Source organism: Kitasatospora sp. NPDC004669 (assembly GCF_040609455.1).
GTDB lineage: Bacteria > Actinomycetota > Actinomycetes > Streptomycetales > Streptomycetaceae > Kitasatospora.
In genome coordinates, this window is the sequence record NZ_JBEXKB010000005.1 from 214,484 (window position 1) to 229,734 (window position 15,251).

A 15,251-nucleotide genomic window follows, 5' to 3' on the forward strand; every position below is an offset into this window, starting at 1 on the left:
GGACGGTGCCGGGGACACCCGAGCCTGCCGGGCGCGAGCGCGATGTCTGTCCTTCGAAGCGTGGTCAACAGCCCCATTACGATGGATCTTCAGAGGTCCTGACGACCGTTACTGAACGAGCAAAGGGGGATGACGTGGGGGACAACTCCGAAGATACGTGGGACGACCTGCGCCGGCACTGGGAAGCCATCATGGCGCTGGGCAAGGCAGATCCCGGCGGTGTGTTCGGGATGATGGCGGATGACATGCGTTCGGCCTCCTGGCCGGAGGATCTTCGCAACGCGCCGCTCATCATCGACACCGACATCGGCGGGGATGCCGATGACGCCCTGGCCGTCGCTGCTGCCGCACGGTGCACGTCGGATCTGAAGCTCGTCATCACCGGGGACGAGTCCAAGGGCCGTCGCGCACGCTTCGCGCGTCATCTCCTGGACCTGATGGGTCGCTCCGACGTGGTGACGGTGGCTGGCGCCGAGCTTTCCGACACGCCGTACTTCGTGGTGGAGCACCTCATTCCGCAGGACGTGCCGGCCCAGAGCGCCGACATCGTCGCCGCCGTCCGCGAGGTCCTGACCTCCACCGACGGGCCGGTGAGGTGGGTCGGGATGGCACCGCTGTCGAACCTCGCGCACGTTCTCGCCGCGGCACCTGAGGCGGCCTCACGCCTGAGGGTGACCCAGATGGGCGGAGCCCTGCGCTACCGCAACCCCGAGCGCGCCGAGCACAACGTCCGGCTGGACGTGCCGGCTGCCCGCGATGTGCTTGCGGCAGTCGCCGTCGGACACCTGACCACGCCCGAGTTCATCGCATCCGAGGTCACGTTCACGCCCCGGATCGAGGTCACGCAGCAGAGCCCCCTGTACTCGTGGCTGGCCTCTTCCGATGCGCCGCGATGGGCCGGGCTCCTCGCGGCACACCTGGACGCGTGGTTCAGCCGTTTCCACCCCGGCAGCATGCAGCACGACGCGCTCACCCTCTCGGCCGCCCTCAACCTCCCCTTCGTCGACTCCGACGACATCGGCATCGCGATGGACGACATCGGACGGACCACCGCCAGCGACGACGGCGTCCGGCTGCGGTGGAGCTTCGAGGCTGACTATGACGCCTTCATGGCATGGCTGACCAGGACCCTGACAGGCCAGCCGACGTCGGCAGCCGCTCGTCCGGAAAGTGAGCGGAGTTGATAGAGCAGGAGTATCCGACCCTCTCCGCGCTCCTGGACGGATACCAGTTAACGCCTGCTGGACGAGAAGCCGTCACGGAGGCGTATGACGTCTTCCGCCGTTTTCACGGACCGTTCATTACGTCCATCGCAGCCGAGATGCTTCCCGATCTCAGGGCGGACGCCGACCAGGGCCGGGTCATCGTCTTCCTGGGACGGGATGGACACAGCTTCGCCGCCGCAACACGGGCCCTTGACCCGGACTTCTTCGCCAAAAGCTGCCGTGAGGTCGTGCTCTCGCGCGTCGTTGCGGAGGCCGCGCTCCAGGATCTCGAGCACAACAGCGGAAGAAGCTTCCCCGAGATCGAAGGATTCCGGGGAACACGGGACCGGGTCGCGTCGGAGAGCATCTCGGGAGCTCACCGCAACCTGACCACGTACCTCCGGCGCCAAGGCGTCCCCGTGGACAAGCCCGGCAGCCGACTGACCCTGGTTGACAGCAGCTTCAAAGGGACGGTGCAGGAGCTTCTGTCTGCTGCCTACCCGAAAACGGACTTCGAGGGCCGCTACGCCTTCTTCGGGGCCGCACCGGACGATCCACGCCCCGATCGGAAGATCGGATATGTCGTCCATCTGAGGGCCGAGCAGACCGGCGAGGGCAAGGGGTATCCCTTTAACGACCTCCACCCCACCCCAGGATGGACCTTCGCCAGCAAGGAGCCCGTCAACGTCATCGAGCACACCCTGAACAGCCCGCTGGACACCCCGCGAAGTATGGCGGCCGACGGTCCCCAGCAGCGGCGTCAGCGGGACGTTCCGGACGTCCTCCGTGGCTTCAATCCGATATTGGTCCCGGAACGGTTCAGGGACCCGTTGACACGCGAGGCGATCAAGGCTGCGGCGCTGCGGGCCGTGTACGACGCCGCCGCCGAACGCGCCGCCCTCGGCCCGGCGGATGCAAGCTGGCTGGCCGAGCGGATGCAGGAGAGGTTGCGGTTCACCGAAGCCGTCCGGCAGTGGGTCGAGCGAAGCTCTGACGTCGACCCGCAGCTGAAGACCGTGCTCGACAGCGTGGTGCGCCGAGTCGATCACCCGGTCTACAGCAAGCTGCAGGACCATCTCGCCGGGCAGGGGATTTCGGAGGAGCAGGCCGCCCGCACCTGGTCCCGGATGGAACAGTTCCCCGACCGGGCGAGTCGAGCCGAGTTCGTCCACGCGACCACCCAACCGTCGGCCGACAACAGGTCGGCTGCGAGCCCGGCGGTGCAGGCGGAGGCGGGTGACGCGCAGCGGCTTCGCTACGGGGACGTGCCGGACGCCGACCTCACCGCGCTGCTCGCCCACACCGCCCGGGAAGCGGAGACCGCCCGAAGCCAGGCAGCGAACACCGAAGGACGGGCCGACGAGATCGCGACCTCCCTCGCGCCAGGCGGCGAGGTCGAGCAGCGTGTAGCTGCCCGGGCCGAGCGGGTGGATGCCATCCTGCAGAGCCGGGCGGATGGCGCCCTCGTGGAGCGGCTGGCTGGTGACGTCGAACGGACTCGCCAGCAGGCTGACGTGGTGGAGGGGCGATTGGCGGAGCGGGGCGGGTTCGGGAGGCCCGCTGTTCGTGGTGCCGAGCGTGACGTCCTCGAGCAGCAGTTGGCGGACCTTCGCGTGGCCACGCGGAGCGGTGAGCAGCACCTCGACGCTGCCCGGGAGCAGTTGGAGGTGAGTGCCCGGGCGGCTGGAGATCCCGCCGAGCATGACGTGGTACTGGCGGCTTGGCAGCAGTCCGGCGGCCATCCGGCGGAGGTGCTGGCGCGTGCCACCTCGGCGCGTGAGCGGGGACTGGCGGCGGCACAGTCGGAGGCGCAGGCCGCGCACGAGCGAGCAGCCGGCCTGGATATCGCGACGGGTCAGATCCGGCAGGAGCTGGGCAGGCGCGCTGCCCAACCTCCAGCTCAGCGCCTCGCCGAGGATGCCCAGCGGGTGCAGGCGGCCCAGCGGGCGGCGGTTCCGCAGCAGCAGGTCCAGCAGTTCGGGCCGGTGCAGGACCGCGGCCAGGGCCGGAGCGGGCCGTCGCGATAGGACGGTTGCGCGAACACGGATGCGCCTCGCCCCCACCGGAAGCACCGATGGCGGCGAGGCGCATCTGTCGAACTCAGGAGGGCCAGCCGCCTGCTTTCATCGCGTCCGCGGCGGCCAGGCGGTTGGCCTCGGCCTCGGCCGGGTGGTACAGGGCGGCGGCGATCCAGCCCGGGTCGTCGTCGAGCCAGTCGGACAGTGCCTCGCCGGTCGGCTTCTTCCGCGGCGGCCGATCCTGATGCCCCTCCTCACAGGCCGGGGCGGCGAGGTACGGGGTGACGGAGTGGAGCTCCTTGATCCAGGCGAGTTCGCCGAAGGTGCCCGTCCGGGTGGGGTCGCCGCAGTAGGTGCGGACCCAGCCGAGGTAGAGGCCCGTCAGGATTTCCAGGACGGGCTCGTGGCCATCGCGGTACCAGCAGCGGGGGATCTTGCGGTGCAGGTGGTGATTGGAGATCAGCCAGTCCACCCACGCGGCCAGTTCGACGAGGCGCTGCTGCCGGTCTGCGGGCGTCATCGCGGACCACACCCACCGCCTCGGCGGCGGGGGCGCGGTGCTTCCGGTGGCGGGGTCATACATCGGTGGCCTCCCGGACCTGGTACGACAACGCGTCGACAGGCGGCACCGCGGGGGGCCGGGCCAGCCACGCCTTGACGTCCGGGTCGCGCCAGGTCAGGCGCATGCGGACGCGGATCGGCGGCCGGTTGAAGTACAGCGCGATCGCGGTGTGTTCGGGGATCTCGCGCAGCTGGTGGACGGGCAACAGGTCCGACTCGACGACGTTGGTCGAGCTGGAGTCGCGGCCGGTGCCGGTGGTGTGGCTGGTCCTCTCCACGAGTTCCCGGCCGAACAGGAACGACATGTAGCGCATCGTCTCGTCGTCGGCCATGCCTGGCAGCAGCAGCCGCAGCGTGCTCGCCGAGATGATGGTCTTGGCGCCTTCTCGGCCCATCCGGCCGGCGAGCTGCGAGTAGTCGTGCCAGATGCTCAGAACGGTGATGCCCATGCCGCGGCCGGTGGTGAGCACGTTGGGCAGCTTCGGGTAGCGCAGGAAGTTGCCGGCCTCGTCGATGAACAGGCCGAGCGAGCGGTCAGGGTGTCGGCCGAGCTTCTCGTACCGGACCTCGGCGGCGTGGAGGACCGCGGCGATCAGCGACGTGAAGTACGGCGCGAACCGGTCGGCCTGCGAGGGGGCCGCGATCAGTACGAGCGTGCCGTTGCGCTCCAGCAGTTCCTCGGCGCTGAAGTCGGTCCGTTCGGCGGCCTCGCGGATGCCCGTGCTGCGGTACGTCGCCGCCAGGACGTTCAGGGTGAACTGCACGGACCCCTTGCCGTCGTCGTGCAGTGTCGTCCAGGGCTGGGCATAGTCCAGTGCCGCTTCCGGGTGGTCCTCCTCCAGGATCGCGCGTACGTGGTCGACCGCCGCCTCGCCCTGGGTGAGCCAGCGCCGGAACGACTTGATGCCGCCCTTGGACGTCCGGGAGGCCAGCAGCAGTCCGGCCACGATGGCGCGCGCCTGGATCAGCCACGGCTCGGCCTTCGGGTCGTACGTCTTCTGGCTCGCGTCGGCCATCCACTCGGCCATGCGCTCCGCCGCCTCGTCGTCGACGGCGTAGTCCACCGGCGACCAGTGCGCGGTCAGCCACGGCCCGGCCGGCAGCCCCGCCGGGGCGATCACCCACACCGGGCCGATGTGGCTGCGGGCCGCGTAGATCTCCTCCAGGTCGGAGGCCTTGGTCGTCGTCACCAGCGCCGGGCCCTGCCACTCGGCCGCGTTCGGGGACAGCAGGCCGGAGGTCTTCGCGGATCCGGGCGGACCGAACGCGATCGCGCTCGCGCTGCGCTCGATGACGCCGACGATCTTCCGGGTCTCCCGCCCCCGCCCGGCGGTGATGCGGTCCGCGCGCTCGGCCGGGGATTCGGGCAGGGCCATCTCCTTCTCGACCTTGGCCCCGCCCCACGTCGCCCCGCCCGCCAGCGAACGACGACGGCGACGGCCGAGGCGCCGCACGACCATCACGGCAAGGACGGCCAGCAGCACGACCAGAAGGCCGAAGACGGTGTAGAACAGCCAGGCGGGCGGGGTCGGCTGGTAGACGGAGGCCGGCCCCTGCGCGACGGACAGCAGCAACGTCTCGGGCACGGACGCGGTCATCTTCGGCATGCCGTCCCCGGACAGCAGGCCCGCCAGGGCGCCGGCCGCGAGCGACACCGCGCCCAGCGAGATGACCGCCCCGGCGGCGAGTCCGAACAGGAACGTGCTGTCGTCCACCCGGTTGTCGGAGGCCACCTCAGATCACCATCTTCTCGTCGGTCTCGAACAACTCCCGCTCGGTGCGCGACAGCAGTAGCTGCACGGCGTGCGAGCCGCCGCCCCTGCCGACCTTCCACAGCGCCCGCCCGCGCTGCCCGGCGCCCCAGGAGCCGATCAGGTCACACTCGGCGTCGGTCAGACCGATCGCCTCACGGGTGAGGTTCAACGGCTTGGTGTCCTGGGCGAGTTGGATCCGGGTCTCGCACGAGGCGATCAGGTCCTTGGCGATCGCCACCGCCTCGCTGCCCGCCGCGCCGACCGCCTCGAAGTCCGAAAGTCGGTGGGTGGCGAGGAGCTGGATCGTGCCGGTTGCCCGGGACAGACGTAGGTCGGCGTCGATCTTGCGCACCATCGACGACCCGCCGGACTGCATCTGCCGCCACAGCTCGTCGCGCACGATGATCCACGGACGTCCCGGCCGGTCGATGGCGGACTGCGCCCAGGAGGAGACGCAGGTCAGCACCATCGCGACCACCTCGTCGCCGTACTGCTGCAGCGCGGAGATGTCGACGGACTGGATGGGCGCGTCCCAGTCCAGCGACACGGAGGTCTTCTCGTCGAACAGGCCGCCCAGGTGGCCGGAGATCATGCTGCCGAGGGCGGAGCGGATGCTGGCCATCTGCTCGCGTGCGGTCTGCACGTCGTTCCCGCGTACCCGCAGCTCTCGGGCCATGGCCTCGGTGGGGTCCTTGAGGACCTGGTAGACGAGCGGCAGGGTCGGGGTGTCGAGGCGGGTGTGTCCCGCGCCGGCCAGCGCGCCCGTGACCTCTCGTACGGCGACGTCCAGGCACTCCTCCTCCTGCGGTTGCAGCACCCGCTTGAGCTGGAGCTCCAGCAGGGCCTTGCACAGCGTCAGACGGCGGCGGTGGATCTCGGTCAGCCGCGCCGTCAGCTCGGCGTCGTCTTTGATCAGGTGCAGGTCCTGGCCGAGCGGACCGGCGTCCAGCGGGTTGAGGCGGCCGGACAGCCCGGGGCCGAGCCGCACGGGTTCGGTGCCGAGGTGCCGGCACAGGGCCGCGTACTCGCCCTTGACGTCGCCGGCGATGAGCGTGCGGTGCCCGAACGCCATCAGCCGGAAGCACAGCGCCTTGACGTGCGCCGACTTCCCCGAGCCGGGGATGCCGGTGAGGATCACGTTGGGGTTGGTGGCCAGCCCCTCCTGCACCCACACGCTCGGATGCGCCGAGAACGCCTGCATCGTGAGCGTGTTGAAGCCGATGTAGGCGCCTACCGGCGGCAGCGAGGCGGCGTGCAGGAACGGGTAGATGCCGCTTGCCCGGCCGGTGTCCGCGCGGAACACCTCGGCTTTGGCGCGCGAGGCGGCCCGGCCCGCGTACGGCTGGTGCCACCCCTTCTTCGGGGCGATCCGCATCGCCGTCGCAGGGTCCTCCAGCAGCCTCGCCCGCCGCAGCTCCCGGGCGCTGGGCTGACGCTGCGCGGGCAGTGGCTCGGAGGGGTCGAACAGGTCGGCGACCCGGGTGGACTCGAGCGAGGTGTCGCTGCGCTCGCGGCGCAGGAACGGCAATCCCATCAGATCGCCATCCTTCGCGGCGGCAGGCCCATACCGAGCGGCAGCGCGGCCGCGGCGAACGCCTCGTCCTGCGCGCCCCAGCAGCGCCGCAGCTCCAGCCCTGCGTCGCTCGCGTCCGCCTGCAGTTCGGCGCAGGCCGTCTCCAGCTCCTCCAGGTCGGTGACCGTGACGGCGATCAGCGCGACCATGCGTACGACGCCCTGGCCGGAGGCGCGTGCGATGTCCTGCGCCCGGGCGATCTCGGACTCGCGTCGCTCGTCCTCCGACTCCGACCGGCCCGTCTTCGCCCGCAGCGACCGTGCCGCCTGACGCTTCGTCTTCTCCTTGCTCAGCTCCTTGCGTGCCCGCGCCGGACCGATCGGCTCGTACACCAGCGACATCGAGCGCCGTGCGTTCGTCCTGGGCCGCAGCAGCGGCTGCAGGAACGTCGCGTACACCTCGGACTGCGGGAAGTTCCGCACCTGGTAGGTGACCGTCCACGCCCCGTCGTGCCGGTACAGCCCCCACGTGTACTCGGCGGCAGCCGGACCGGCCAGTGCCGGGTCGACACCGGGAAGCGTGCCCTTGTACGAGGCATCCTCGGCGGCCGCGCCTCGGGCCGCCAGCATCTGCTGCGCCTCCGGGTCGTACGCGGTGCGGATCGTGGCGGCCACCCGGCGCGGGTCGAGGAGCTCCACCACCTGCAGGCCGGCGCTGCTGAGCGAGCCGTGCATGGCGTGGAACTCGCGCACCAGGACGGCGGCCGCGCCGACCTGGCCGCCGCCGGCCCCACGCACGGCCAGGCGCGCGCGGGTCGACGACAGCGTCACCGACAGGTACGTCTCGCGGATCGTGGCGGCCGGACCGGCGGAGACCATCAGCTCGCCGAGCGCCTGCACAGCGGCCTGCGGGGCGTCCTGCGCGGTGTGCCGTACGGTCCACGACCGCAGCGCCTCGCCGTCGTCCGGGAGCGAGCGCTGGTGCACCTGGATGCGGACGACCGCGCCGTCTTCCTTGCACTGGCCGCGCAGGAACGCCGCCCACTGGCGGACCCGGGCGTTCTGCCGATCGGTGTCGACCAGGGCCAGGCCCGGGAACGTCACCCTCGCGATGAGGGTGTACGTGTTGTCGATCGGGTTGTGGACGACGCCGAGCGTGCCGCCCTGGCCGTCGGGCGCGTTGAGGATGCGCAGGCGCGCCAGCACGCCGGGCAGGTCCATCGGCTGGTTTCCCTCCTTGTCGGCGGGGGCGAACACCCCGCTGTAGAACAGATTTCGCTTGGTGGCGACCGCCAGCTGGTGCCGGACGGCCAGCAGCACCCATTCCTCCGCGGCCAGGCCCATCACCCGGCCGTAGGCGAGCAGCAGCAGGACGCCGGCCAGAGGCAGCGCCACCAGGGCAGATGACCAGCTGTGTGCGTAGACCGGGACCAGGGCGACGACCGAGGCTGCGGCCATCAGTGCGAAGCCGACACCGGACAGCTCGCCGATGAATCCGGACTTCTCACGCTGCCACCCGCTGTAGGTGTCCGGCTCACTGTGGGACAGGGACATGGGTCAGCTCCCCTCGGGTGTCGGCGGCTGCGGAGCGGGGCTCTGCGGAGCCCGCCACGGCAGGGCGCCGTGTTCCGGCATCCACACGGGCGTTCCAAAGGGTGGGGTGTCGGTGCCGGAGGCGCTCGGCGGTGCGGCGGCCCCTTGGGTGGGGACGGCGGGGAGGACCAGGCCGCCGGCCGCCTGCGCGGCGGCGGCCTCCGGAGCGGGGTGGGGAACCGGGCCGCTCGACGCGGCTTGTGCCGGTACCTCGGCCTCCGGCGAGCCCGCGACTGGGCTCGGCTGCTCGGGGGCCGCGTCGCCGCTCTCACCGTTCGAACCAGTGGCGGACGGCGCGGAGCCGCCTGTGCGGGGCGGGATCACGGTGGAGTGGCCGCCCCCGGGTGCGCCGAGGCCAGCGTTCGCGGCCGTGTTGGCCGCCGCGCCTTCCAGCGTGCTGGCACCGGCAGCGGCGAGCTGCAGGCCTGTCCCGATGGCCCCGCCCAGCTTCGACTTGGTGGAGCGGTTCGGGTCGCCCTTCCAGAACCGCTTACCGGCGCCCGCGCCGATCGGGGTGATCTCGCCCGAGGCGCCGTCGGGTGCGGCCGGACTGGTTTCCTGCTCCAGGGCCTTGGTGTAGCCGGACCCTCCGCCGACGGCCCCGGCCCCGGCTGCGGCGAGGCTTCCGCCGGCGAAGCCGCCGAACATCGCGCCGACGCTGGAGCCGATCGAGGAGACCATGCCTGCGGCCACGGAGTTGCCGCCGCCGGCTTCCACCATCGTCAGGAAGCGGGCCAGCACCGGCCAGGCGAACGCGGCAAGGAGGAAGACGATCAGGCCGACGATGACGTTCTTGACGCCCTGGGAGTCGCCCATGGAGTTGAAGCCGATCGCGAAGCACGTCACGATCGCCAGTTTCGAGAACGCGATGGCCGTGAACGCGCGCCGGGCCTTGGGCCACCATTCCTGGGTCTCGTCGCTGAGCTGGCCGGCCAGGGCGATCGGCATGGTCGCCATGAGGACCATGATTCCGGCCTGCCGCAGGAACATCTCGATCCACAGCGCGCCGATCACCAGGATCGACAGGATGCCGAGCACGATGATGACGCCGATTGCCTGGCTCATCACACCGCCCCCGGAGATGAGAGCCGTACTGGTCCCGCCGCTGGCCACCAGCCCGGAGAACAGCGTGCCGAGCTGCGTCTTCATCGCGGCCGCGGCATCCGCCTTCCCGTCTCCGCCGCCCTTGAACGAGAGGTTGATGATCCAGATTGACACCTGGTCGATCCAGTCCAGGGCCACCTGTGCGGCGCCCGCGTAGACGCCCAGCACCAACGCGTATTTGCCTAGGCCCTTGAGGACCGTCGCCAGCGGGGCGCCCTGCTGGCTCACTGCCACTTTCCCGAACTGAACGAGGGCGAGGAACATGGCCACCAGCAACGACAACGCGGTCATGATGCCGGTGACCTTGTCGATGCCGACCTTGCTGAGGTCAATCGTGGAGGCGTCGTTGAAGCTGTCCGCGAAATTCTGCAACAGCCACACCACGCCCTCGCCGATGGTGCCGGCGGCCTCCTTCAGCGCGTCGGAGGCCATCTTGCTGATCTTGCCCTCGACCCAGTCCACCGGCCCGCCGTTCGGCACCATCAGCTGGGCGTTCAGCTGCTTGCAGTCGTTGAAGAGCTGGCCCCCCTCGATGCACTTCTTGAGGGCGGCGTCCATCTTCTGGTAGCCGTACGCGCTGTGGTCTGTGATCTTCTCCCACTCCGCGAGCGCCGCGAGTTCCCGCTTCTTGCGTTCCTCAGTGACCTTCGGGTCGTCACACTTTTCCTGGGTTTCCTCGCACTTGTCATGGGTCTCGGGCTGTTTGTAAAAGGTGCAGTTGTTGGCCTCGGGCAGCATGCACCAGTGGCCGTTCGTGTCTTTGCCCAAGTTGCCCTCGGAGCGGTCGTTCCACTGCTTGAGCCACTCCGGATCGGGTTTGTCCGGCGGACCGTTGGGGGCGTGAGCCTTTTCTTCGCTGGTCGGGGTGTCGCCCACCGCGGCCGGGACAGCCGCCACCCCGAACGACATCAGCGCGGCGAGCAGGACGGTGAGCAGGCGGAGGAGTTGGCGGTTAGTCACGGATCACCACCAGCCATCCGTCCTTCGCAGACACCGGCGAGTCGGGGTTGTAGGGCATCGGATCGCCCTTCTTGGCCACCCACTTGGGATCCGCGGTGATCTTCCAGTCGCCGTCTTCCCACTGCAGGATCATGTTGGCCAGCTGGTCCTTGAGCGGGTTGTCGTCCGGGCCGCCCTTGGGCAGCGTGGCGGTGCGGCTGTAGTGCATCCACACGGTGATCACGGAGCCGTCGTCGTTGAGTGCCCAGGCCTGTGCGGCGTCCACGTTCGTGGTGATCGTCAGCCCGGCCGGGGTGCCGCCGGACGGCGGCAGGCCCACCTGTTCGCGGAGCTTGCGTACCTCGCTGACGGCCTTGTCGATGGAGTCCTCGCTACCCTTGGCCGTGATGACGGTGAGCTGACGACGGACCATGTCGTCGTCCAGCATCGACAGCTCGTCCAGGTGGTAGACCGCGGCAGCCATCGGCCCGTAGCCGTAGCGCGGGAACCCGATCGAGGCGCCGTCCTTCTGTCCGGTCGGCTTGGGCAGGTGCGCAGGCTTGGCCGTGTTCGGGGTCAGCGTCCTGGTCGCCGACGGGCTCGGCGACGACACCGGCCCCGGGCTCACCGGGGCGGTCGAGGCCGGGGCCGCGTTCGGCGTCGTGTTCTTGCCGTCGTCGGACAGGCCGTTGACGAGCGCGACGCTGCCGGCGGCGACGGCGGCAGCGGTCACCACCCCGATGGCGATCAGGCGCAGGCGTGCCCCGCGGGCGGCGCGGTCGTGTCGGTCCAGCATCAGCCCGCCATGGAGTACGCGGCGAACACGAGCCCGCTGGTGCAGGCGATGCCGATGCCCGCGATCAGACTCATGATGATGGCCTTTTTGCCGCGCGCGGCCATGCCGCCCCGCTCGCTGTTCTCGCCGATGGCGACGGCGGCCCAGCCCAGCAGTCCGCCGAGGACGGCGAGCGCCAGGCCTCCGCCGGCCACCCAGCCCAGGATCGTGCTGGTCGGCTTGGTGACGTTCGCGGGAAGCTCGGGCTTGAACGACGGGATCGGGTTCGTCGGGTTCGGCGTCGGCGGGTCTTGCGCGAGGATGTGGGTGTGCGGGTCGCCCAGCAGGGCGTTGACGACGTGCAGGATCTGGCTCACGGCAGGAGCACCTTCTCTGTCGGGTGTACGTGGGACGGGGTTCGAGAGACGGCCGGGGCAGGTTGCGCGGCCGCTGGCAGCGGGTCGCCCCAGCTTTCGCGGGCGGAGGTGACGACGGCCTGGACGAGCTGCTCGGCGGCCTGTACGGAACGGGTGCTGAGCCGGGAAGCGTCGCGCAGGCCGTGTGCTCGCAGGTCCGGGTCGTAGGGCACGCGGACGACGGCCGCGACCCGCGGCGCGAGCATCGTTTCGCCTGCCCGTACCGGGGCCGGGGCGCGGCCGTCCCCGGTGGCCACCAGGGCGACCACAATGCGTTCCAGCGGCAGCCCCTCGGCGGCGGCCGCTGACAGCGCGGTCTGCAGGGCTGCCATCCCGGAGCCGGTGGCGGCGGCGCACACCACCGGCACGCTCACCGGCAGCGCGCACCAGGCGGCGGTCAGCCCGGACCGCCCGGCGGCGCGGGAGGCCACGAGGTCGTGCGCCATCGGGTGGCAGGTGTCCGCAACCACCGCCTGCCAGCAGCCGATCGCGGCCAGCTGGTACCAGGCAGCCGGGGCGTCAGGCAGTCGCAGCGGCGGCGCGCTCCACTCCCGCTGGTCGGTCAGGACCTGCAGGGACGAGCCGCCCAGGCCGGGGATACGGGCTGTCGCGGCCTGGACCTGGCGGCGGCTCAGCGGCTGGTCTGGCGGGACCGACGCCAGACCGGCGCCGGCCTCCCGCGTCCAGCCCGGCCACGGTGAGGCCAGGCGCGGGGCGAGGTCCAGCACCACGCTGGGAGCGGCCCGGGCCAGCGCGGCGCCCAGCAGTCCTGCCACCGTGGACCGCCCGCTGCCGCCCGTAGCGGCCAGGACAGGGACGACGAGCCGGCTGTGGAGGGGCAGTTCCACCGCCGGGACAGTAGTTCTGCGTGCCACACCGTTCCCCCGAGTTTCGCCGTGTCGAGTGACCAGGTTCCCGAGCCGCCACCTGGGCTGTCATGAGTACGTGTACTCATGACAGCCCAGGTGATCACCCCCTTGGATGGGGGTCGCCGGTCCCGTCATGCCCCCGTCACCGTCCGTGTCGGGCGCAGTCTAATATCGACGACGAACAGATGTCCCGGGGGATTATCCCCTGATCATCCATCACATGTGTGACATCCGGCCCGGGCAGTGGGAGGGTGCATTCGTTTGACGCCGGAATGCGCCAGTTGGCACGACCCCTATGGGCGGCAGGGTTCCCACCAGCAGTGATGCGCGCCACAGGGGTGTCGCACGGCAATGTGAGAATGGCGAATCCGGCTTTGCGGCCGGGCTGTTGGCGGGCATTCATGCCGCGCCGCGCAGAGTTCTGACCTGAGGGGGGTCTGAGTGCGCATCAAAGCTGGGCTGGTGGCCGTCGTGGGGGCGGTCGCGGTGAGCCCGCTCGCGCTGGGGGTCGGGCTGGTCATGTTCATCTCGATCGCTGAGGACGACAAGGGCACCACCACTGTCGGAGGCGGGGTCGCGCCGGTGGTGTCGTCCGGCACCCTGCGCGTCGGCCCGGGCGGAGTGCCGGAGCAGTACGCGGGGTTCATCAAGGACGCGGCCGCGAACTGCGACCAAGGGCTGAGCGCGGGCGTACTGGCCGCCCAGATCAACGCTGAGTCCGCGTTCGACCCCCGTGCGAACAGCGGCCAGGCACAGGGGATTGCTCAGTTCACCCCGGAGACCTGGGCTTCATGGGGCAACGGCGGGAGCGTCTGGGAGCCGAGAGATGCCATCGCGGCCCAGGGGCGCTTCATGTGCAGCCTACTCAAGACCGCCAAGCAGCACCCGGACTACAACGGCAGCGCGGTCGAGCTCGCGCTGGCCGGCTACAACGCTGGCTGGGGAAGGGTCGACGAGTTCCGAGGGGTGCCGCCGGCGTCGTTTGCGAAGGGCCAGACGTACGACTATGTCAAAAAGATCATGGCGGACGTCCGCCGGTTTACCCAGGCCGACGACACCGTGCCCATCGAGCTTCCCCCGGACTACCAACTGCCCGCCGACACCCCCCAGCAGGTCAAGACCGCCGTGGCCTGGGCCCTCGCCCAGCGCGGAGGCTGGTACCAGTGGGGCGGCGACTGCACCGATCCGCTCGGCAACAACACTCAGGGCCGCTGCGACTGCTCGAGCCTGATGCAGCAGGCCTACGCACACGCCGGAGTGACCATCCCCCGGACGACGTTCGAGCAGGTCAAGATCGGCACCAGGGTGGGCATCGACGAGGTCAAACCGGGCGATCTGGTGTTCAATGCCGGCGTCGACGGCAGCGACGACTCCCCCGGCCACGTCGCCATGTACGTCGGCAATGGCTGGATCGTCGAGGCGCCCCGAACCGGCGTCCAGACCCGCACGGTCGCCTATAGCGGCTGGCGCAACAGCACATCGGCGATCACACGGATCACCCATGTTGTACGCGTGGTGCAGTGGTGAGCCAGGAGGTATTGATGCTGCACGAGGACCAGCCGGCCCGCCCGTGGGGCACCGTGACGCCTGACTTCTGGGCCGTCGCGGACGAGAGCGGTTGGGCGGACGACGAGGAAGCCCTGGGCTACGAGGAGCCGGCGGTGTTCGCGGCAGCCCGGGCGAGCCTGCCGGGCAACTCGTCGGCGGACGACTTCGCCCGCCGCTTCGCCGAGCTGGCCACGTGCCTCAACCGCCCGTGCACCGATGCCGAACTCGCGCTTGCGGCCCAGGACGCCGGGCTGTTCGACCAGAACGTCACCGCCGCACTCGGTCCCGCCGACTCCAATATTGCCAGCGTGCGCGAGCTGCGCGGCCTGATCGCCCGCCGCCAGGGACACCACACGGAGGCCGCCCGCTGGCACCTCCACACGGCAGGCCTCCACGTCGTCGCCTCAGGCGTGAGCGACCCCCGAGCCCGAGCCAGCGCCAAGCACACGCTGGCCGACTGGCGGGACATTCCGGATCCGGCCGAACGCGCAGCAGTCGCCCGCGAGATACTGCCCATGCTCACCGCCATTGCCGGGCCCGGGGCCAAACCCACCAAGGAAGTGCAGGCCTACCTCGAAGCGCACTGCATTGACACCCAATGATGGCCCCATCCCGCCTCAGCCGACCGGACAAAGAACAGTCCGCGGTTCAGTTGCACGATGGCAAATGCCCATAATCCTCGGTGATTTGACCATCGTGGAGTCCTTGACTTCAGGCGCGCAACCAAGCCTCCATGGAGCTGGCCCGAACGACGCGGCTGCGCACTGCGCGGGCCGGGCAGCGACGCTGCCCATCCCCGGCCGGGGACCCCATGTCCGTTCTCTTCGGAGCCTGGAGGCCCCCTCATGTCTGACACCTTGAGCAGGGCTCGGTCATGATTCTCGACCTATTCGGCCAAGTAGCTGACTGACCATGGCCGTTGGGGTGATGGTCAGTCCATGGACCTACAGGCCATGC

Annotated in this window: 12 protein-coding genes; 4 read left to right on the forward strand and 8 right to left on the reverse strand. The window is 70.2% G+C overall.

Annotated elements, in window-relative coordinates:
- Positions 1-134: 134 nt before the first annotated feature.
- Both ABZW30_RS06970 and ABZW30_RS06975 read left to right on the forward strand, forming a co-directional pair.
- Positions 135-1,184 (forward strand): nucleoside hydrolase, encoded by a 1,050-nt coding sequence (locus tag ABZW30_RS06970; RefSeq protein WP_355669978.1) that lies wholly within the window; start codon positions 135-137, stop codon positions 1,182-1,184.
- Entirely contained in the window at positions 1,181-3,232 is a 2,052-nt protein-coding gene (locus ABZW30_RS06975; protein WP_355669979.1) for a hypothetical protein, read from the forward strand. The genes ABZW30_RS06970 and ABZW30_RS06975 overlap by 4 nt, the downstream gene beginning before the upstream one ends.
- 73 nt (positions 3,233-3,305) lie before the next feature.
- Here the strand turns inward: ABZW30_RS06975 and ABZW30_RS06980 are convergent, their stop codons facing one another.
- From ABZW30_RS06980 to ABZW30_RS07015, 8 genes are read right to left on the reverse strand one after another with little or no spacing between them, the layout of a single operon-like run.
- Complete coding sequence (locus ABZW30_RS06980; RefSeq protein WP_355669980.1) at positions 3,306-3,743, reverse strand: hypothetical protein; 438 nt, start codon at positions 3,741-3,743, stop codon at positions 3,306-3,308.
- Between the two features lie 55 nt (positions 3,744-3,798).
- Entirely contained in the window at positions 3,799-5,517 is a 1,719-nt protein-coding gene (locus ABZW30_RS06985; protein WP_355669981.1) for a type IV secretory system conjugative DNA transfer family protein, read from the reverse strand.
- 1 nt (position 5,518) lies between these two features.
- Positions 5,519-7,072 (reverse strand): type VI secretion protein, encoded by a 1,554-nt coding sequence (locus tag ABZW30_RS06990; RefSeq protein ID WP_355669982.1) that lies wholly within the window; start codon positions 7,070-7,072, stop codon positions 5,519-5,521.
- A complete protein-coding gene (locus ABZW30_RS06995) occupies positions 7,072-8,604 on the reverse strand; it encodes an SCO6880 family protein (protein WP_355669983.1) in 1,533 nt (510 codons plus the stop codon). The genes ABZW30_RS06990 and ABZW30_RS06995 overlap by 1 nt, the downstream gene beginning before the upstream one ends.
- A gap of 3 nt (positions 8,605-8,607) precedes the next feature.
- Positions 8,608-10,656, reverse strand: a complete 2,049-nt coding sequence (locus tag ABZW30_RS07000; RefSeq protein WP_355669984.1) for a hypothetical protein — start codon at positions 10,654-10,656, stop codon at positions 8,608-8,610.
- Positions 10,657-10,699: 43 nt separating this feature from the next.
- Positions 10,700-11,482, reverse strand: coding sequence for a hypothetical protein (locus ABZW30_RS07005; protein ID WP_355669985.1), 783 nt, complete (start codon positions 11,480-11,482; stop codon positions 10,700-10,702).
- Complete coding sequence (locus ABZW30_RS07010; protein ID WP_355669986.1) at positions 11,482-11,838, reverse strand: hypothetical protein; 357 nt, start codon at positions 11,836-11,838, stop codon at positions 11,482-11,484. The genes ABZW30_RS07005 and ABZW30_RS07010 overlap by 1 nt, the downstream gene beginning before the upstream one ends.
- The gene (locus ABZW30_RS07015) at positions 11,835-12,725 is read right to left on the reverse strand and encodes a hypothetical protein (protein ID WP_355669987.1); all 891 of its coding nucleotides are present in this window, start codon (positions 12,723-12,725) and stop codon (positions 11,835-11,837) included. Before ABZW30_RS07015 ends, ABZW30_RS07010 begins: the two co-directional genes overlap by 4 nt.
- A gap of 462 nt (positions 12,726-13,187) precedes the next feature.
- On the opposite strand from ABZW30_RS07015, the gene ABZW30_RS07020 reads away from it, so the two are divergent.
- On the forward strand, positions 13,188-14,273 hold the full coding sequence (locus tag ABZW30_RS07020) for an NlpC/P60 family protein (protein ID WP_355669988.1): 1,086 nt from the start codon (positions 13,188-13,190) through the stop codon (positions 14,271-14,273).
- Between the two features lie 14 nt (positions 14,274-14,287).
- Entirely contained in the window at positions 14,288-14,896 is a 609-nt protein-coding gene (locus ABZW30_RS07025) for a hypothetical protein (RefSeq protein WP_355669989.1), read from the forward strand.
- Positions 14,897-15,251: the final 355 nt, after the last annotated feature.

Excerpts from the sequence above, each read along its gene's own strand:
- ABZW30_RS07025 (WP_355669989.1), top strand. The coding sequence starts at position 14,288 with ATGCTGCACGAGGACCAGCCGGCCCGCCCGTGGGGCACCGTGACGCCT.
- ABZW30_RS06980 (WP_355669980.1), bottom strand. The coding sequence starts at position 3,743 with ATGACGCCCGCAGACCGGCAGCAGCGCCTCGTCGAACTGGCCGCGTGG.
- ABZW30_RS06990 (WP_355669982.1), bottom strand. The coding sequence starts at position 7,072 with ATGGGATTGCCGTTCCTGCGCCGCGAGCGCAGCGACACCTCGCTCGAG.
- ABZW30_RS06995 (WP_355669983.1), bottom strand. The coding sequence starts at position 8,604 with ATGTCCCTGTCCCACAGTGAGCCGGACACCTACAGCGGGTGGCAGCGT.
- ABZW30_RS07000 (WP_355669984.1), bottom strand. The coding sequence starts at position 10,656 with ATGTCGTTCGGGGTGGCGGCTGTCCCGGCCGCGGTGGGCGACACCCCG.
- ABZW30_RS07005 (WP_355669985.1), bottom strand. The coding sequence starts at position 11,482 with ATGCTGGACCGACACGACCGCGCCGCCCGCGGGGCACGCCTGCGCCTG.